Origin of the sequence: Curtobacterium sp. C2H10, assembly GCF_025407985.1 — a bacterium.
Taxonomy (GTDB): Bacteria; Actinomycetota; Actinomycetes; order Actinomycetales; family Microbacteriaceae; genus Curtobacterium.
Genome location: NZ_JABXGF010000005.1, coordinates 22,410 through 40,526, shown reverse-complemented (window position 1 = coordinate 40,526; position 18,117 = coordinate 22,410). Strand labels below are relative to the sequence as shown.

The window sequence follows — 18,117 nt, the reverse complement described above, 5'->3', positions numbered from 1 at the left end:
TGCTCGCACGGTGCGAGCCCGCGATCGCAGTGTGCGAGGTTCCGACCGGTGTGGGAGCGCGATTGCCCCGCACCGTGCGCGGAACCTCGCACACTGCGGAGGCGCGGCGCGGCGCGGCGCCGCGCCGCGCGTCAGCGCTCGCGCGCCGCCCGGTCGAGCATCTCCTCGGTGACGACCGGGATCGCCCCCGTGGCCAGCTCGATGCCCGACAGCCGCGCCGGGCTCAGGACGCGCTGGACCTGGTCCTCCTCCATGAGCCCCGCCGCGGTCACGAGCGTCGAGATGGGCGTCGAGGTCGTCAACGCCGTGTGCGCGATCGACGCCGCGGCCGCGTACCCGATGTACGGCGTGAGCGCGGTGACGACGCCGACGTTCGTGTCGACCTGGGCCGCGAGCTTCGCCTCGTTCGCCTCGATCCCGGCCACGCAGTTCACCCGGAGCGTCGCGCACCCGCTCGCCATCCACTGCAGCGACTGCAGGATCGAGTGGGCGATGATCGGCTCGAACGCGTTGAGCTGCAGCTGCCCGCCCTCGGCTGCCATCGTGACCGTGGTGTCCGCCCCCACGACCGCGAACGCGATCTGGTTCACGACCTCGGGGATGACCGGGTTCACCTTGCCCGGCATGATCGAGGACCCTGCCTGCCGCGCCGGGAGCGTGATCTCCCCCAGGCCGGCCTGCGGACCCGAGGCCAGCAGCCGCAGGTCGTTGCAGATCTTCGAGAGCTTCGCCGCGCTCCGCTTCACGGTGCCGGAGAGGGTCATGAACGCGCCGGCGTCGCTCGTCGCCTCGATGAGGTCCGGGGCCGTCACGATGTCGAGCCCGGACGCGACCTGCAGCTGGCGGCGGACCTCGTCGCGGTACTGGGGGTCGGCCGTGATGCCCGTGCCGATCGCCGTCGCGCCGAGGTTCGTCTCGGCGAGCAGCGGCATGACCGTCTTGAGCAGGAGGACGTCCTCCTGGATGGTGTGCGAGAAGCCGGTGAACTCCTGCCCGAGGGTCATCGGCACCGCGTCCTGCAGCTGGGTGCGCCCGATCTTCAGCACGTCCTGGAAGGCGTGCCCGCGCTCCGCGAAGGCGTCGGACAACGCCTCGAGCTGCGACACGAGCCGCCGCACGCCGAGGATCATCGCGAGCTTGATGCTCGTCGGGTACGTGTCGTTCGTCGACTGGCTGCGGTTGACGTGGTCGATCGGGTGCAGGTACCCGTAGTCGCCCTTCTCGCGGCCGAGGAGCTCGAGGGCGCGGTTCGCGAGCACCTCGTTCGTGTTCATGTTCGTCGAGGTACCGGCACCGCCCTGCACGATGTCGACGACGAACTGGTCCCGGAGCGAACCGTCGCGGACCTCCTGCGCGGCACGGTCGATGGCGTCGGCACGCTCGGCGTCGAGCACCCCGATCGCCTTGTTCGCCCGGGCGGCCGCCTGCTTGACGGTCGCGAGGGCCTCGATGAGGTCCGGGTAGACCGCGATCGGCACCGAGGTGATGGGGAAGTTCTCGAGGGCGCGGAGGGTGTTGATGCCCCAGTACGCGTCCGCTGGGACGTCACGCGACCCCAGGGAGTCGGTCTCGGTACGGGTCTGTGCTGCTTCGTTGCCGGTCACGCCCACGAGGGTAGCCCGTCCGGCCGGTCGGGGCCGGGCCCCGGCCCCGGCGGGCGCGTCGCGACGTGCGCGGACGTCGCGGGTGGCGCCGTGGACGCGCGCGGTGACGGCCTGGAGGCGCGGTGCGGGTCGGCACCGTGCCTCCAGGCCGTCAAGGGGTCGCGCCCAGGGCACGCACGCCGGTCGGCGCGGGATGCGTCAGTGGAACTGCGGGACGATGAGGTAGATGCCGTAGAGGACGGCCGCGCCGGAGACGACGAAGCAGGCGACGGACAGCGTCCGGAACCAGCGCACGGCGGTCGTGACGTTCGACGGGTGCGGGAACCCGACCGTCGCCGGACCGATCGTGCCGTCGTCCTTCACGGTGAACTTGCCGGCGCGGGTGTCGGCGGCGCTCCAGAAGCGGAGGCCGATCGAGTACACGGTGACCACGAAGCACGCGCCGACGAGCGACACGATCGCCACAGTGAGGAACGCGAACCAGTCGATGCTCATCAGCGTCGTCCTCCCTTGCGGCCGGCCATGCGGCGCAGGGTGCGCTCGCGGCTCAGCTCGGCTCGACGCGCGGCGACGGTCTCGGCGCGCTTCTTCCGCTGCAGGTCACGCAGCTCCTTGCGGGTGAACACCGCGTTGGCGGCGACGTCCACCTCGATCGCGGCGGCCTGCTCGTGCGGCTTGCGGAGCGACCACAGGTAGAGCCCGAGGATCACCGCGGCGCCGACGACCGCGTCGATGACGAGGCCCGTGACGCCGAGGCGGGCGATGCCGGACGCGACCGCGCCGACGGCAGCGGCTGCCGGGAGGGTGATGAACCAGGCGATCACGATCTTGCCGGCGGTGGACCACTGGATCTTCGACCCGCGGCGGCCCAGACCGGCGCCGATGATCGAGCCGGAGGACACCTGCGTGGTGGACAGCGCGAACCCGAGGTGGCTCGAGGCGAGGATCGTCGCCGCGGTCGAGGCCTCGGCCGCGAAGCCCTGCGTCGCCCGGATCTCGGTGATGCCGGACCCGAGCGTGCGGATGATGCGCCACCCGCCGGTGTACGTGCCGAGGGCGATCGCCAGGGCGCAGGCGATGACGACCCAGAACTGGACGCCCTGCTCGGACGACTGCGCACCCGAGGCGATGAGGGTCAGCGTGATGACACCCATCGTCTTCTGCGCGTCGTTCGTGCCGTGCGCGAGCGACACCATCGAGCTCGTGAAGACCTGGCCGATGCGGAAGCCGCCGCGCTCGTTCGGGAAGACCGGGCGCCGGGTGATCCGGTACGCGATCCGGGTGGACAGGAACGAGACCAGCGCGGCGATCACCGGCGAGAGGAACGCGGGGATGATCACCACCGTCAGCAGGGCCGCGTAGTTGACGGCGTTGAACCCCGCACCGACGATCGCGGCACCGATGAGCCCGCCGAACAGCGCGTGCGAGGACGACGACGGCAGGCCGCGCAGCCACGTGATCATGTTCCAGACGACCGCCCCGATGAGCCCGGCGAAGATCATCTCCGGACTGATCGCCACGCCTCCGGGCCCCTCGTTGATGAGGCCGTGCGAGATCGACGTCGCCACCGCGGTGCTGAGGAACGCACCGACGAGGTTGAGCACCGCGGCGACCGTGACGGCCACCTTGGGCTTCATCGCACCGGTGGCGATCGGGGTCGCCATCGCGTTGGCGGTGTCGTGAAAACCGTTTGTGAAGTCGAAGAAGAGGGCCAACGCGATGACCAGGACGACTATGAGTGTGATGTCCACCGCGGGCAAGTGTCCCAGGCTGGACGCCGCCTGGCAAACCCTGTCGGACACCTGCTGTTCATGTCGCCTTCGGACTCGTTCAGATCCGGAACCATTCCGATGGGAGAATGGACGGCATGGACACCGTCGAGCTCCTCATCCTGTTGGTCGGATCGCTCGCGGTGACGGGGTTCGCTCGGGCCAAGGGACTGCCGGCGCCACTGCTCGTGACGGCCGTCGCCCTGGCCGCGTCGTTCCTGCCGGGCCTCCCGCCGATCGAGATCGACTCCGAGGTCATCCTGACGATCATCCTGCCGCCGCTGCTCTACTCGGCGGCGCTCGACGTGTCGTGGCAGAGCTTCCGGCAGTCGATCAAGCAGATCCGTCGACTCGGCATCTTCCTCGTGATCATCACGGCACTGGCCGTCGGCCTCGCGGCGTACATCATCATCCCCGACATGGACTGGCCCGCGGCGATCCTGCTCGGCGCGATCGTCGCCCCGCCGGACGCGGTGTCGGCCGCTGCGATCGGCCGGAAGCTCGGGCTCCCCCGCCGCGTGATGACGGTGCTGTCCGGCGAGAGCCTCATCAACGACGCCGCGTCCCTGACGCTCGTGCGCGTGTTCACCCTGATCGCGGCGGGCACCTCGCTGACGATCTGGCAGGACCTCGGGATCTTCGGCCTCGCGATCGGCGTCGGGCTGGCGGTCGGCATCGTCCTCGGCGTCGCGGTGCACTGGATCCGGATGCGGATCAACGACCCGGTGGTCGAGACGATCATGAGCATCCTGCTGCCGTTCGTCGCGTACATCCTCGCCGAGGACCTCTCCGGCTCCGGGGTGATCGCGGTGGTGACCGCCGGCCTCTACATCGGCTACAACTCGCCGAAGGAGGGCTACGCGACCCGGCTGCAGGAGCGCCCGCTCTGGACGAGCATCGACGTCATCCTCGAAGGGTTCGTCTTCGCCCTGATCGGGCTCCAGCTCAACACCGTCGTGCAGGACCTCGTCGAGAGCGAGCGCAGCCTCGGGCAGACCCTGACCGCCGCGGCCGTGGTGCTCGTGGTGGTGATCCTCGTGCGGCCGCTCTTCGTGTTCGAGTCGTACGTGCGCAACCGCTTCAACGGCAGGTGGTTCCGACCCCTGCGCATCCGGCTGTCCCGCGGCCACCCGTCCCTACGGTGGATGCGCGGCTCGGCGGAACCGAAACTCAACTGGCGCGAGCTGACCGTCATCTCGTGGACGGGCATGCGTGGCGTGGTGACCCTCGCCGCCGCCGTGTCGGTCGTGGCGAACCCGGTCGACATCAAGGCCCAGGACACCATCTTCATCATCGCGTTCATCGTGACGGTGGGGACCCTCCTGCTCCAGGGACTCACCCTGCCGTTCGTGATCCGGTCGCTCAAGGTGCAGGACCCGGCCGAGGGCGAGGAGGACGTCCGCAGCGAGATGCGCCTCAACCAGCGCACGACCGAGGCCGCGATCGAGCTGCTCGAGAAGCGACGTCCGGACTGGTCGAAGCAGTACGGCGACGAGGCCGTCGACGCCGTGGTGAACCGGCTCAAGGCCCGGCTCGAGCGCCAGGCGGAGACGTTCCGCCGCGACGCCGAGGAAGAGGAGGACGAGGAGCGCAACGCCCCGGTCCGCCTGCGGGGTGCCCAGATCCAGGACATCCGGCGGGAACTGCTCGACCGCCGCCGCGAGATCGTGCTCGAGGAACGCGAGAAGGGCAACCTCGACGAGGAGGTCATGCGCCGCGTGCTCGTGACCCTCGACGCCGAGGAACTCGCGATGGACTCGGCGCAGGCGTCGCGCAGCCGGTCCTGACCGCGACCAGGATCCCGGGCGTATCCTGGCGGCCCGACCCAGAACAGGAGCGCATCGCCGAGTGAGCACGCCGCGGAACGACGTCCCCAGGAACAACGACCTCCCGGATCGTGACGGGGGGCCGCGGCAGTCATCCGCTCCCAAGCAGCGCACGACAAGGCCGTCCACCCGCGGTGGTTCGAAGCCCCGACGCGGTGCCCCGGTCGCCGGCACCCGGCCGACCCGCACCGGCTCCGGTGGTTCCGGTCGCGTCCGGCAGGCACCCGTCCCGGAGCCGCAGCGCATCAGCGGCTACCGGCGTTGGTTCGGGACGCTGCACCCGTCGCTCCAGTTGATCGGCCTGCAGCTCTGGATGCCGCTGTTCTTCATCGTCGGCTTCTGCCTCTGCTACGTCTTCGCGTTCCACGCCCCGCACCCGCACGACGTCCCCGTGGCCCTCGTCGGCAGCGACCCGACGCTGGTGGCCGCGATGCAGAAGGCGCTGCCGGGCGAGTACCTCTTCCACACCTACGACTCCCTCGCGCAGGCGAAGCGCGACGTGCTCGCCGGCACCATGGCCGTGGCGTACGACCCCTCGACGAACGAGGTCTTCAAGGCCACCGCGCACCAGTTCCAGGTCGCCTCGCTCGTGCCCGTGACGCTGACAACCGTCCTGACCGGCATCGGGGTCGCCGCCCCCACCGTGACCGAACTGGCTCCGCTGCCCGCCTGGGACGAGTACGGCACCGTCGCCATGTACGTCATGCTCGCCTGGTGCATCGGCGGCTACATGGTCGCGATGTTCATCGGCATCATGGGCGGCCCGCTCCGGCACCGCACGCGCATGGCAGTCATCGTCGTCGGTGGCCTGGTCATCTCGCTCATCACGAACACCCTCGCCGGGCCGGTGGTCGGCGCCATCCACGGGCACTGGATCGAACTCGTCCTCATCGCCTGGGGCTGGATCGTCGCGATCGGCCTCGCCGTCAACGGGCTGAGCTACTTCGTCGGCCGGTTCATCGCCGCGCCGGCCATGATCTGCTTCGTCTTCCTGTCGATGCCGTCGTCCGGCGGCGCCTACCCGAAGTGGTTCATGCCGGAGCCGTTCGCGTGGCTCAACAACGTCGTCGTCGGCTCGAGCATGGTCGACATGATCAAGCACCAGATCTACGGCGTCGGCCCGTCGTACTCGCGCGGCCTCATCACGATGGCCTGCTACGCCGGCGCCGGACTCGTCCTCATGTACTTCGGCAAGCAGTGGTGGGAGCGCCGACGCATCCGTGCCATCGTCACCGGCCGCACGACGATGTTCCAGGACGCCCAGACCGCGAACCGCGAGTTCCTCGGCAAGCAGCGCGACGCCGAGCTCGAGCGCCACGGGCTCACCTCCACCGAGACCGGCACGCTGAGCGTCCTCCACGACGACGACTGGGAGGACGAACGCGTCGGCGGCGACGTCTTCATGGGCGGTCGCGACGGCCTCGAGACCGAGACCACGCCCACGGGTCGCATCCCCGTCGTCCGCGGGGACCGCACCGGTCCGGTGCAGCGTCCAGGAGGCGCGGCGACCGGCCCCCGCACCCGTCCCGTCCCACGGGCGGACGGGTCCAGGGCACCGGGTCGCGCCGACGCCACGGGTCGCCCCGCCGACGGCGCCGGCGAGCGTCCGCACGGTCGGCACGCGGACCGCTGAGCCCCGGGCGCCGCGTATCCTGGGGTCATGAACCCGCGCATCGCCTGGCACCGCGTCCTCGTCACCGTCGTCGTCGTGTTCCTCGTGCTGACGGTCGGGTTCTACGCGGCGAGTGTGCTGCTCGCCCCCGCCGACGGCCGCAACGTCGCCGGGCTGTTCGTCGGCTGGGCGATGTTCGCGATGATCGGCGCGATCGTGTTCGGCATCATCGACTTCTTCGTGCGCCCGCTCGGCGGACGGAGCGGTGACGCCGAGGTCATCGCCGCGGCCGAGGAAGCCCGCACCGGCAGCACTCGCACGCAGACCCCCACCCGGTAGGACGACGCGCTGGGACGGCGACGGGTCAGGGTCCGGACGGCGCTGCCACCCCGGTGCCGGTGTAGCCCGAGACCGTGGCATCGTCCTCGGCGAACGTGAACCGCGCCCGCACCGATCCCCCGCCGAGCACGCCCGGCAACCAGTACTTCGCATCGTCCCACATCGCGTCGAACGGCACGGCGTCGACCGGGATCCAGCGGGGTTCGAGTTCGTCGCTGCCCGACGGGCTGCCCTGCCAGCGGCGGCAGACGAAGACGTCCGAGACCTGGGACCAGGACGGGCGGTACGGGAACCGGTAGTCCAACGTGCCCCGCGCCTCCAGGTCCGCCGCGTCGATCCGCAGGCCGACCTCTTCCGCGACCTCGCGCACCGCCGTCTCGACGGCGGACTCCCCCGGTTCCCGCTTGCCGCCGGGTCCGACGAGCCGGCCGGTCCCGAGGCCGCGTCGCTTCTCCCCGAGGAGCACCTCGGGGCCCCGCTCGCCGTCGCGCACGAGGTAGACGACGACCACGGCTGGGTGCTGGGACTTGCTCGGGTCGCGTGGGGTCACGCGTCCAGTCTGGCCGAAGTTCTGGCGTAGGCTTTTTCCATGGCGGGCATGCTGCGGGGGCACCATGGCTGAGCCGGGCAGGACCGGGCGCAGCCTCGAAGTGCTGCGCGCCGAGGCGGCCGAGGAGATCTCGATGATCGTCGAGCACCGCAGCCGCCAGGGCGAAGACCCGTGGGAGTTCATGCCGACGCTCCCCACCGTGGACGAGCAGGTCGTGCTCATCCTCCGCGCCGACGCCGTCGAGCTGGACGCCGCGATCGGGCAGCGGAGCGCGCAGTGGTCGATGCACCCCGCCTCCGGGCAGGGCACCCGCCTCGGCGAGGAGTACCACCGGCTCCGCCGCATCGCGCTGCAGCACCCCGAGCTGACGCCCGCGGTGTGGAAGCTCATGGGCGCGCTCCCCGAAGCCGGCTAGGTCGTTCCCGGCCGGGCTGCGGTTGGATGGCCCCATGACCGAAACCGTGCTCGCCGTCCTGAACCAGCCCTCCCGCGACCGCGCGCCGCACGACCCCGCGGCGGACGCGTTCACGTGGGCGAAGCCCCTCGAGGAGCACGTCCAGGTGCAGGACCTCGGCATCATCCGCGGCGACGGGGTCTTCGAGACCGTCACCGTGATCGACGGGCACCCGCAGGCGCTCGAGGCACACCTGGCGCGCTTCGGCCGCTCGGCCGCGATGCTCGACCTGCCCGCACCCGACACCGACGCCTGGCGCCGGGCGATCGAGGCGGTGTGCGCCCGGCTCGACCCGGTCCGCGAGGCCTTCGTCAAGACCGTCCTCACCCGCGGCGTCGAGGGCTCGGACCGCCCGACGGGGTGGGTCTACGCGGCACCGTCCGGCGACTCGACCGCCGCACGCACCGAGGGCATCTCCGTCGTCACGCTCGACCGCGGCTACCGACACGACGTCGAGCGGACGTCCCCGTGGCTGCTGCAGGGCGCGAAGACGCTGTCGTACGCGGTGAACATGGCAGCGCTCCGCGAGGCCGGCCGACGCGGAGCGGACGACGCCGTGTTCGTGTCGACGGACGGCTACGTGCTCGAGGGCACGCGCGCGAACCTCGTCCTCTCCGTCGGCGGGCGGCTCGTGACGCCGCGCACCGACATCGGGATCCTCGCCGGGACGACGCAGGCCGACGTGTTCCGCTTCGCCGAGGAAGCGGGCATCGAGACCGCCTACGAGCTCGTCACGCTGGACGACTTCCACGCGGCGGACGCGGCCTGGCTCGTCTCGAGCGTGCGCCAGGCGGCGCCGATCCGGTCGGTGAACGGTGTCGCGCGGGCGATCGACGCGGAACTCACGACGCGCATCAACGACTTCCTGCTGGCGCGCGAGGTCTGAGACCCGCCTGCGGGCGGCGGACGGGAGGCGCGGTGCGGGCCCGCACCGCGCCTCCAGTCCGGAACCTGGTCGCTACCAGCGCGGCGTGGTGACGCCCGTGCCGTCGGCCCACTCGAAGACGGACTCACCCTCGATCCAGACGCGCGTCGCGCGGCTGGTCGCGTCGAGCGGGTCGCCGTCCCACAGGACGAGGTCGGCGTCGTAGCCCTCGGCGAGGCGGCCGACGCGGTCCCCGAACCCGAGGAAGTCGGCGGGGTTCGTCGTGAGCGCCTCGAGCGCGGTCTGGCGGGGCAACCCCTCCTTCACCGCCGCGGTGGCCTGGCCCACGAGCATGCCGATCGGGACGACCGGGGCGTCGGTCGTGATCGCCACGCGGACCCCGGCCGCAGCGATCGCCGCGAGGTTCGGGATCCCGCGGTCGCGGAGCTCGACCTTCGAGCGGCTCGTGAAGAGCGGGCCGTAGATGACGGGGATGTCCTTCTCGGCGAGGACGTGCGCGATCTTGTGCGCCTCGGTGCCGTGGTTCACCACCAGGCGGTACCCGAACTCCTCGGCCAGTCGGATCGCGGTGGCGATGTCGTCGTGGCGGTGCGTGTGCTGGTCCCACGCGAGCTCGCCGTCGAGGACGCGGACGAGTGCCTCCTTCGTGAGGTCGCGGGCGAACGGATCGCCCTTCGCGGCGGCGGCGTCGCGGGCGGCACGGTAGTTCTGGGCCTCGACGAAGGCGTCGCGGATGATCTTCGCGACGCCGAGACGGGTGGACGGGGTCTGCCCCTTGCCGCCGTACACGCGCTTCGGGTTCTCGCCCAGCGCGCTCTTGATGCTCACCGCGTCGGAGATGAGCTGCTCGTCGATCGTGCGGCCGCCCCAGGTCTTGATCGCGACGGTCTGGCCGCCGATCGGGTTGCCGGACCCGGGCTTGACGACGATCGAGGTGATGCCGCCCGCGAGGGCGTCGCGGAAGCCCTCGTCGTCGATGTCGATCGCGTCGATCGAGCGAACCCCGGCCATGTTCGGGCCGGTCATCTCGTTCGTGTCGTTGCCCGCCTCGCCGTTCGCCTCCTCGTGGATGCCGACGTGCCCGTGCGACTCGACGAAGCCCGGGACGAGCCACGCACCGGCGGCGTCGACGACCGGCAGCCCGGCCGGGGGCGAGACGTCCGGGCCGATCGCGGTGATGCGACCGTCCTCGACCACGACGGCGCCGCCGTCGAACTCGGGGGCGGTGACGGGGACCACGTGTGCGTTCGTCACGACGAAGGTGTTGCTCATGCCACCACGGTACCGACGGGGGCGGACACCGCGGCCGTGCACACGACATGCAGATTCCTCGCGGCGGTGGCCGACGCCGCTCTAGCGTCGAGCCGTCGAGCCGTCGACCCGTCGTCCCGTCGTCCCGTCGTCCCGTCTCGTCTCGTCTCGTCTCGTCTCGTCTCGTCCACCGTGGAGGAACCGATGCCCCGCACCGAGCACCCCTGGCCGTCCCACACCACCGTCACGCTGCCCTGGCGCAGCAGCGTGCGCGGCCCGCGGCACGACCGCGAGACGACGTCGGTGGTGGCGTCGGTCCCGCCGCGCATCGCCCGGCTCCCCTGGTCCCCGGACACCGACACCGACACCGCAGCGCTGCTCGACCGCGCCGCCGCCGCGCTCGTGCACCTCGACGAGCACCACGGCGCCCAGCTCGCCGTGCTCGGTCGCGTGCTCGACCGGACCGAGGCCGTCGCGACCTCCCGCATCGAGGACGAGCACGCCACGCTCGACGACCTCGCGCGGGCCGTCGTCGGCGTCCGGGCGAACCGCAGCGCGACGGCGATGGTCCGGGCCGGCGGGGCGATCGAGACGCTCGTGTCCTCCGCGGCGTCCGGCACGATCACGGAACGGGCGCTGCTCGCGGCCCACCACCGGCTCCTGCGCGACGACCCGGTCGACGGCCGGTACGCCGGACGCTGGCGGGACGTGCAGAACTGGATCGGCGGCGGCGCCACGCCCCGGCTCGCGCGCCACGTCCCGCCGCCGGCCGCGCTCGTGCCCGAGCTGATGGACGACCTGTTCGCGTTCCTCCACCGCGACGACCTGCACCCGATCGCGCAGGCGGCCATCGCGCACGCGCAGTTCGAGTCGATCCACCCGTTCACCGACGGCAACGGACGGATCGGCCGCGCGCTCGTCGCCGCCGTGCTCCGCCGTCGTGGCCTCGCTCGGATCGTCACGGTGCCGGTCGCGACCGCCCTGGTCGCCGAGCGGGACCGGTACTTCTGGCACCTCGACCGGTACCGTCGCGGTGTCGTCGACGAGTGGGTCCGTGACGTCGCGATCGCGATCGGCACGGTGTGCGACGAAGCCACGGTCACGGCGCTGCTCCTCGACGAGGCCGCCGTCCCCCGCGGGTCGCGGTGGTGGCCGACCCGGGCGCACGACGCCGTCGCCCGGACCCTCCTCGACGATCCCGTCGTCACCGAGGACCACCTCGAGCAGCTGCTCGGCGACGACGCCCGCTCGATCGACACCGTGACCGACGACCTCTGCCGCGCCGGGGTGCTGCGGCCGGTGACCGAGCGGCGCCGTCGCCGAGCGTGGCTCGCGGTGGCCGCCGCCGACGAGGTCACGGCCTTCACCGACCGCGTCCACCACGCCGTCACACACCGGGCGAATAGGGTGGGGTGGTGAGCACCGAGCACGCCCAGGCCACCCCGCCCACCGCCGCCAAGCGGCCCGTGACGCGGACCCACCACGGCATCGACTTCGTCGACGACTACGAGTGGCTGCGCGACAAGGAGTCGCCGGACACCCTGGCCTACCTCGAAGCCGAGAACCGCCACACCGAGCAGGCGACGGCGCACCTCGACGGGCTGCGCGACCGGATCTTCGCCGAGGTGAAGAACCGCGTGCAGGAGACCGACCTCTCGGTGCCCGTCCGCATGGGCGACTGGTGGTACTTCACGCGCACGGCCGAGGGCAGCCAGTACGGCGTGCACTGCCGTGCGCCGATCAGCGGGCCGGACGACTGGACCCCGCCGGCGGTGACCGAGGGCGAAGCGACGCTCCCCGGCGAGCAGGTCGTCCTCGACGGCAACGCGCTCGCGGACGGCCACGACTTCTTCTCGCTGGGTTCCTACGACATCAGCGACGACGGCACACGGCTCGTCTACGGCATCGACGTCGAGGGCGACGAGCGGTACACCCTGCACGTGCGGGACCTCACGACCGGCACCGACCTCGGCGACGAGATCCCGAACACCGGCTCCGGGGCGACGTTCGACCCGTCCGGGCGCTTCGTGTTCTACCCGACCGTCGACGACTCCTGGCGGCCCGACCGCATCTGGCGGCACACCGTGGGCAGCCCGGCGGCCGACGACGTCGTCGTGTTCGAGGAGCCGGACGACCGCTACTGGGTCGGCGTCGGGGTCACCCGGTCGTCGCAGTACATCGTGATCGAGCTCGGGTCGAAGATCACCTCCGAGGCGCTCGTCCTCGACGCGGCCGACCCCACCGGCGAGTTCCAGGTCGTGTGGCCCCGGCGCGAGGGCGTCGAGTACGAGATCGAGCACGCGATCGTGGGCGGCAGCGACCGGTTCCTCGTCCTGCACAACGACGGCGCCGAGAACTTCGAGCTCGTCGACGTCCCCGCGGACGACCCCACGTCGGAGCGCGACCGGCGGGTCGTCGTCGCCCACCACGCCGAGCGTCGGATCGAGGCGGTGGACGCCTTCGCCGGACACCTCGCACTCGAGTACCGGTCCGAGGCGCTCCCCCGTGTCGCGATCATCCCGATCGAGGGCGACGGCTACGGCGACGCGCACGAGGTCCCCTTCGACGAGGCACTGTTCTCGGCCGGGCTCGGTGGCAACCCGGAGTGGGACCAGCCGACGCTCCGGATCGGGTTCACGTCGTTCGTCACCCCGTCCGAGGTGAGCGACCTCGACCTCGCGACGGGCGAGGTCACGGTCCTGAAGCGTCAGCCCGTGCTCGGCGGCTACGACCCGGCCGACTACGTCCAGGAGCGCGACTGGGCCACCGCCGACGACGGCACCCGCGTGCCGATCTCCCTCGTGTGGCGCCGTGACGCGGTCGACACCGACCGTCCGGCCCCGCTGCACCTCTACGGCTACGGCTCGTACGAGCACTCGATCGACCCCGGGTTCAGCGTCATGCGCCTGTCGATGCTCGACCGCGGCGTCGTGTTCGCCGTCGCCCACGTGCGCGGTGGCGGCGAGATGGGTCGGCACTGGTACGAGAACGGCAAGACCCTCACGAAGAAGAACACCTTCTCCGACTTCGTCGCGGTCGCCACGCACCTGATCGACACCGGACGCACCACCGCCGAGCGGCTCGTCGCCGAGGGCGGCAGCGCGGGCGGGCTCCTGATGGGCGCTGTGGCGAACCTCGCCCCGGAACGGTTCGCCGGGATCCTCGCGGCAGTGCCCTTCGTCGACGCGTTGACGAGCATCCTCGACCCCGACCTGCCGCTGACGGTCATCGAGTGGGACGAGTGGGGCGACCCGCTGCACGACCCCGAGGTCTACCGGTACATGAGCGAGTACTCGCCGTACGAGAACGTCCGCGACGACGTGCAGTACCCGAAGATCCTCGCCGTGACGTCCATCAACGACACCCGTGTGCTGTACGTCGAGCCCGCGAAGTGGACCGCGAAGCTGCGGGAGGTCGGCGCTCCGGTGCTGCTCAAGACCGAGATGGCAGCGGGGCACGGCGGCGTCAGCGGCCGGTACGCCTCGTGGAAGGAGCGGGCGTTCGAGCTCGCCTGGCTCCTCGACGTCCTGGGGCTGGCGGACAAGGCGCCCGCCGCGTGACGACTTCGTGAGCAGGAATGGTCGGATTGCCCGTGAGCACCCGACCATTTCTGCTCACCAAGCGAGCGCCCGCCGCGTCACACGCGGTTGAGCGCGTGCACCGCCTCGTCGTAGGACTCCTCGGCGAGGCGCACCCGGTCGCCCGCGAGCACCCCGTACCCGAACGTGCCCTCGCCGCCGCGCTCGGCGATCGCCGCGTTCGTGCGCAGCGTGTCGAGCGCGTGCAGGGAGCGCACCCGCTCGGTGAGGACGTCGGCCGCCGTCCCGATCCGCTTCCACAGTGCGTGCGGGAACGCGTCGTCGCCGAGCACGTCCATCGTCAGGCGCGCGCGCATCGTCGCCTGCCAGGCAGCCTCGGTCGTGGCGCGGTCGGCGGCCTCACGCGCAGCGGCGGTGTCCGAGGTGTCGTCGGCGACCGCGGCGCGCACGAGTTCGCGGACCTCCGGCTTCACCTGGGCGACGACGTCCTGCGCGACCTTCTTCGGCGACCGGAGGGCCCAGGCGGTCGGTGCGGGGCGCTCGACCGCGTCGTCGAGGGCGTCGAGGAGCTCGAGGAACGGCTCGCCGTGCAGGAACGCCACGACGTCCCGGACCGACTGGTCGCGACGTTCGCGGGTAGCCGCCAGGATCCGCTCGCGCGTCATCGCGTCGACGAGCTCGTCCTGCGCCGGGGTCGACGCGCGCGGCAGCCGGTCGATGAGGTACTCCGCCAACGCAGCGCGCGCGGTGACGGCGGCGAGTCCGTCCGCCCCCGCGGCAGCGCGGTCGACGGCGTCGCCGGCGGCGAACGCCGGACGGTACGCGCCGAGGATCGCGGCGATCTCGAGGGCGGTCTCGGCCGCCTGCCGGAGGTCGGTGGCGTCGCCGGAGCGGAGCCGCGCCTCCTGGGCGAGGAGCGCGGCGCGGAGCTTCCGCAGCCGCTTCACCAGCACGCGTGCGGTCGTTCCCTTGTCCGGCTTGTCCTCGGCCTGGAGGCGCGGTGCCGGTGCTCCTGCCAGCCCACGTGCCAGCTTGGACGAGACGGCGGCGGGGCCGGCGCCGACGGCGGCGAAGCGCCCGTCCAGCGACGCGAAGAGCTCGTGGGCGACCTGCGGGTCGACGCCGCCGACGATCTCGACCTCGACCTCGCGCCAGGTGCGCGGGGTCTCGGGGGCGTCGTCGTCGAGCCGCGTCGCGCGGACCTGGTCGTCGGCGAGCTCGGCGATCTGGTCGCCGTCCTCGTCGAGCAGCCGCGTCACGGTGCGGGTCGTCGTGATCCGGACCACCGGGTGGAGGCCCCGGCCACGGCGCTCGGTGAAGAGTGCGGCGAGGACCTCGTCGGGGACGGTGTCGGCGTCGTCGGTGAGCGGGAAGTGCTGCTCGTGCCGGACGGTGTCGGACGAGGCGCGCTTGATGTGCCAGCCGGCGTCGGGGCCACCGGTCCGGCGGCGCACCGTCACGCGGGCGGCCACGAGGTCGTACCGCTCGGTGTCCCAGTACGTCGCGTCGAGGTCGAACGGCTCCTGGTGCTCGGTGCGGATGATGCCGCCGATGCCGACGAGGTCCGGCAGGGCACCGCCCTCGGGCAGGTCGTAGGTTCGCTCGATCTCGAGGTGCGTGTCGCTCACGCGGTCCTGTCTACCAGGGCTTCCCCGTGTTCCCCGAACCGTCGGGGTTAGCCTGAGGACATGAGCGAGACGATCACCCGCGACGCGTTCGTGCCGGAGGCCGGCGCCGTCACGATGTTCACGACCAGCTGGTGCGGCTACTGCGCGCGCCTGAAGAACCAGATGTCCAAGGCCGGGGTCTCCTACCGCGAGGTCGACATCGAGCAGACGCCCGGCACGGCCGAACTCGTCGCCGAGGTCAACGGCGGCAACCAGACCGTGCCGACGCTGGTGTTCCCCGACGGCAGCACGGCGACGAACCCCTCGCTCGCCGAGGTCCAGTCGCGCATCTGACGCCGCGGGCGCACGCGTCGAACCACGAAACCGACATCGAACCAGGCCGAAGCCCCGGTTCGATGTCGGTTTCGTGGTTCACAGCCGCACGCGCCGCACGCGCCGCACGCGCCGCACGCGCCGGCCCTAGCCGCGCTCCAGCGCCTCGGTCAGCAGCGCCGCCATCGCGTCGAGCTGGATGTCGCCGGAGTCGACGATCTCCTCGTCCGAGCCGTCGAGCGCGCGGGCGGCCAGGGACGCCTTCGAGTCGATGAGCTCGGCGATCTTGGTGTCGATCGTCTGGGCGGCGATGATGCGCCACGCCGTGACGGGCTCCTCCTGCCCGATGCGGTGCACGCGGTCGATCGCCTGGGTCTGCTCGGCGCTCGTCCACGACAGCTCGGCGAGCACGACGTTCGACGACACCTGCAGGTTGAGGCCGACGCCCGCCGCGGTGAGCGAGCAGACGATCACGGCGACGTCGGGGTCGTTCACGAACGAGTCGATCTCGGCCGTGCGCTGCGCCGGCGTCTGGTCGCCCCGGACCGTCGCGGTGCGGAGGTGTCGACGTGCGAACACCTCTTCCGCCTGGTCCATGACGTCGAGGTGCTTCGCGAAGAACACGACCTTGCCGACGTTCGAGGCGAGCTGCGCCGCGTAGTCCGCCGCGAGCTGTGCCTTGGCCCGGCCGATGCGCCGCACCATCGAGAACACGTTCTCCCCGGTCGGCGAGGCGTCCTGGTCCTCGAGCTCCCAGCGCGCGACCTGGCGGACGAGCTTGTGGTCGATGCCGACGACCGGGTCCTGCCCGGTGCGGGCGTCGAGCGCCTGGTGGTACCGCTTGACGAGCTTCGCGGTGAGCTCGCGCTCAGCGTCGCGGATCGAGCGGCCGACCTCGTCGTCGAGTTCGACGGGGATGTCGGCGATCCGACGTGCCGGGATGTCCGCGGCGACGTCGACCTTGCGGCGGCGGACGATGCCCTGGTCGATGACGGCCCTGCGCGCCTCGACGAAGAACCCGGGGTCGGCCGGCGTCAGGCCGATCTCCTCGAGCTCGTTCATGAGCTTGGCGCGCGGCTTCTTGTCGTCGATCCAGCCGAGGTACTCCCAGATGGTGCGGAAGTCCTCGACCGAGTTGATCAGCGGCGTACCGGTGAGGGCCATCAGCAGCGGCGACGCGGTGCGCGACCGGATCGCCTCGGCGAGCTGCAGCACGAACTTCGAGCGCTGCGAGTCCTTGTTCTTGATGAAGTGCGCCTCGTCGACGACCATGCCCTTGAACCCGAAGTTCCCGAGCCAGCCGGCGTGCCGGTCGAGGATCTCGTAGTTCACGATGACGATGTCGGCGAACCCGTCGAGGTCGTCCCCGTCGCCGTGGATGACCGTGGCGGTGCGGTTCGGGACCCAGCGGGCGGCCTCGCGCTTCCAGTTCGTCTTGACGACGTTCGGCACGACGACCAGCAGCGGGAAGGCGTTCGCGGCCTCGGCGGCGAGGAGCGACTGCGCGGTCTTGCCGAGGCCGGGCTCGTCGGCGAGCAGGAACGTGCGGTGGCCCTGCGCCGCGGCGGCGATGAGCTCCGCCTGGTGCTTCATGAGCGTGGTGCCCGACCGCGAGTGCAGCGTCGTGGGCTCCGGCAGCGGCATCGTCGCCGCTCCCCCGCCAGCGCCGTACTCGAACGACTTGAAGAGCGGGCCGAACAGCTCCCAGTTCGCCAGGCGACGCGGGTGCGCGACGGGCTGGTCGGCGAGCGCGAAGTCCGGCGGCAGGAACGGGTTCGCGAGCTGTCGCTGCACGACCGCCTGCGGCACGACCGCACGCACCGGGCTCTCCACCGTCGGCGAGGGCTCCGCCGCGATGACGAGTTCCTCGGGCTGCAGTTCCATGCCGCCCGCGATCATCATGTCGCGCTTCACGGTGCGGGTCGTCTCGCTGACCGACGCCTCCTCCGTGAGGAGCTGGATCACGCTGGTGTCCCGCGCCGCGGTCTTCGCGAGGATCGTCGCGACGCCGTCGAGCCGCTTGAGCTGCTCGGCGCGCTGCGAGTCGGTGAGTTCGGTGTCCGCCTTGACCCGTGCGCGTTCCTCGCGCATGAGCAGGGCGACCGCCTGGAACTTCGAACGGTTCGACGCCTTGAGCGGTCCACGCTGCGCCGCCGCCTCGACCTCGCGCACGGCGCGGGCGAGCACGGGGATGACGCCGTCGTTGTCGAGCGGCCTGGTGCGACGCGACGCGGTCCGCGTCCCGCCGGCTGCTCGCCGGGTGCCTGATCGAGCCAACGCTCCTCCTGTTCCGCCCGTTCGTGCGGGCGAGCCGCCCCGCGGGGCGGAAGTCCTGAACCGGCGCCTG

At 71.6% G+C, this 18,117-nt stretch carries 15 protein-coding genes; 8 read left to right on the top strand and 7 right to left on the bottom strand.

Annotated elements, in window-relative coordinates; all coding sequences use genetic code 11:
- Positions 1 to 131: 131 nt before the first annotated feature.
- The 3 genes from HWD93_RS04195 to HWD93_RS04185 form a co-directional block, all read right to left on the bottom strand.
- Positions 132 to 1,604, bottom strand: a complete 1,473-nt coding sequence (locus tag HWD93_RS04195) for an aspartate ammonia-lyase (protein WP_070419138.1) — start codon at positions 1,602 to 1,604, stop codon at positions 132 to 134.
- A 198-nt stretch (positions 1,605 to 1,802) separates the two neighbouring features.
- Entirely contained in the window at positions 1,803 to 2,099 is a 297-nt protein-coding gene (locus tag HWD93_RS04190; RefSeq protein WP_070416529.1) for a hypothetical protein, read from the bottom strand.
- Positions 2,099 to 3,355 (bottom strand): inorganic phosphate transporter, encoded by a 1,257-nt coding sequence (locus tag HWD93_RS04185; protein WP_083294992.1) that lies wholly within the window; start codon positions 3,353 to 3,355, stop codon positions 2,099 to 2,101. The genes HWD93_RS04190 and HWD93_RS04185 overlap by 1 nt, the downstream gene beginning before the upstream one ends.
- Positions 3,356 to 3,471: 116 nt before the next feature.
- Here HWD93_RS04185 and HWD93_RS04180 point away from each other — a divergent pair, with 116 nt between their 5' ends.
- From HWD93_RS04180 to HWD93_RS04170, 3 genes are all read left to right on the top strand, one after another.
- Entirely contained in the window at positions 3,472 to 5,160 is a 1,689-nt protein-coding gene (locus HWD93_RS04180) for a sodium:proton antiporter (protein WP_071295413.1), read from the top strand.
- 61 nt (positions 5,161 to 5,221) lie between these two features.
- Complete coding sequence (locus HWD93_RS04175; protein WP_261646120.1) at positions 5,222 to 6,832, top strand: ABC transporter permease; 1,611 nt, start codon at positions 5,222 to 5,224, stop codon at positions 6,830 to 6,832.
- Positions 6,833 to 6,859: 27 nt separating this feature from the next.
- Positions 6,860 to 7,150: a hypothetical protein gene (locus HWD93_RS04170; protein WP_071295411.1), complete on the top strand. Its 291-nt coding sequence runs from the start codon at positions 6,860 to 6,862 to the stop codon at positions 7,148 to 7,150.
- Between the two features lie 25 nt (positions 7,151 to 7,175).
- Here HWD93_RS04170 and HWD93_RS04165 read toward each other — a convergent pair whose 3' ends face one another.
- Complete coding sequence (locus HWD93_RS04165) at positions 7,176 to 7,700, bottom strand: 8-oxo-dGTP diphosphatase (protein WP_261646119.1); 525 nt, start codon at positions 7,698 to 7,700, stop codon at positions 7,176 to 7,178.
- A 64-nt stretch (positions 7,701 to 7,764) separates the two neighbouring features.
- Here HWD93_RS04165 and HWD93_RS04160 point away from each other — a divergent pair, with 64 nt between their 5' ends.
- On the top strand, positions 7,765 to 8,115 hold the full coding sequence (locus HWD93_RS04160) for a tryptophan synthase subunit alpha (RefSeq protein WP_070416534.1): 351 nt from the start codon (positions 7,765 to 7,767) through the stop codon (positions 8,113 to 8,115).
- 34 nt (positions 8,116 to 8,149) lie between these two features.
- Positions 8,150 to 9,040 (top strand): aminodeoxychorismate lyase, encoded by an 891-nt coding sequence (locus tag HWD93_RS04155; RefSeq protein ID WP_070416535.1) that lies wholly within the window; start codon positions 8,150 to 8,152, stop codon positions 9,038 to 9,040.
- Between the two features lie 72 nt (positions 9,041 to 9,112).
- Here HWD93_RS04155 and HWD93_RS04150 read toward each other — a convergent pair whose 3' ends face one another.
- The gene (locus tag HWD93_RS04150; RefSeq protein WP_261646118.1) at positions 9,113 to 10,312 is read right to left on the bottom strand and encodes an amidohydrolase; all 1,200 of its coding nucleotides are present in this window, start codon (positions 10,310 to 10,312) and stop codon (positions 9,113 to 9,115) included.
- Positions 10,313 to 10,495: 183 nt separating this feature from the next.
- Between HWD93_RS04150 and HWD93_RS04145 the strand changes: the two genes are divergently transcribed.
- On the top strand, positions 10,496 to 11,710 hold the full coding sequence (locus HWD93_RS04145) for a Fic family protein (RefSeq protein WP_261646117.1): 1,215 nt from the start codon (positions 10,496 to 10,498) through the stop codon (positions 11,708 to 11,710).
- Entirely contained in the window at positions 11,707 to 13,851 is a 2,145-nt protein-coding gene (locus HWD93_RS04140; protein WP_261646116.1) for a S9 family peptidase, read from the top strand. The genes HWD93_RS04145 and HWD93_RS04140 overlap by 4 nt, the downstream gene beginning before the upstream one ends.
- A gap of 77 nt (positions 13,852 to 13,928) precedes the next feature.
- Here the strand turns inward: HWD93_RS04140 and HWD93_RS04135 are convergent, their stop codons facing one another.
- Positions 13,929 to 15,458 carry a CYTH domain-containing protein gene (locus tag HWD93_RS04135; protein WP_071301692.1) on the bottom strand — a complete coding sequence of 510 codons (1,530 nt, stop codon included), beginning with the start codon at positions 15,456 to 15,458 and terminating at the stop codon, positions 13,929 to 13,931.
- Between the two features lie 60 nt (positions 15,459 to 15,518).
- Here HWD93_RS04135 and HWD93_RS04130 point away from each other — a divergent pair, with 60 nt between their 5' ends.
- Positions 15,519 to 15,791: a mycoredoxin gene (locus HWD93_RS04130; RefSeq protein ID WP_261646115.1), complete on the top strand. Its 273-nt coding sequence runs from the start codon at positions 15,519 to 15,521 to the stop codon at positions 15,789 to 15,791.
- A 126-nt stretch (positions 15,792 to 15,917) separates the two neighbouring features.
- On the opposite strand, the gene HWD93_RS04125 is transcribed toward HWD93_RS04130, so the two are convergent.
- Positions 15,918 to 18,047 (bottom strand): DEAD/DEAH box helicase, encoded by a 2,130-nt coding sequence (locus tag HWD93_RS04125; RefSeq protein ID WP_261646114.1) that lies wholly within the window; start codon positions 18,045 to 18,047, stop codon positions 15,918 to 15,920.
- Positions 18,048 to 18,117 lie beyond the last annotated feature (70 nt).

What these genes read in the sequence shown, in the direction of transcription:
- HWD93_RS04190 (WP_070416529.1), bottom strand. Translation starts at nt 2,099, where the DNA reads ATGAGCATCGACTGGTTCGCGTTCCTCACTGTGGCGATCGTGTCGCTC.
- HWD93_RS04180 (WP_071295413.1), top strand. Translation starts at nt 3,472, where the DNA reads ATGGACACCGTCGAGCTCCTCATCCTGTTGGTCGGATCGCTCGCGGTG.
- HWD93_RS04170 (WP_071295411.1), top strand. Translation starts at nt 6,860, where the DNA reads ATGAACCCGCGCATCGCCTGGCACCGCGTCCTCGTCACCGTCGTCGTC.
- HWD93_RS04160 (WP_070416534.1), top strand. Translation starts at nt 7,765, where the DNA reads ATGGCTGAGCCGGGCAGGACCGGGCGCAGCCTCGAAGTGCTGCGCGCC.
- HWD93_RS04155 (WP_070416535.1), top strand. Translation starts at nt 8,150, where the DNA reads ATGACCGAAACCGTGCTCGCCGTCCTGAACCAGCCCTCCCGCGACCGC.
- HWD93_RS04150 (WP_261646118.1), bottom strand. Translation starts at nt 10,312, where the DNA reads ATGAGCAACACCTTCGTCGTGACGAACGCACACGTGGTCCCCGTCACC.
- HWD93_RS04145 (WP_261646117.1), top strand. Translation starts at nt 10,496, where the DNA reads ATGCCCCGCACCGAGCACCCCTGGCCGTCCCACACCACCGTCACGCTG.
- HWD93_RS04130 (WP_261646115.1), top strand. Translation starts at nt 15,519, where the DNA reads ATGAGCGAGACGATCACCCGCGACGCGTTCGTGCCGGAGGCCGGCGCC.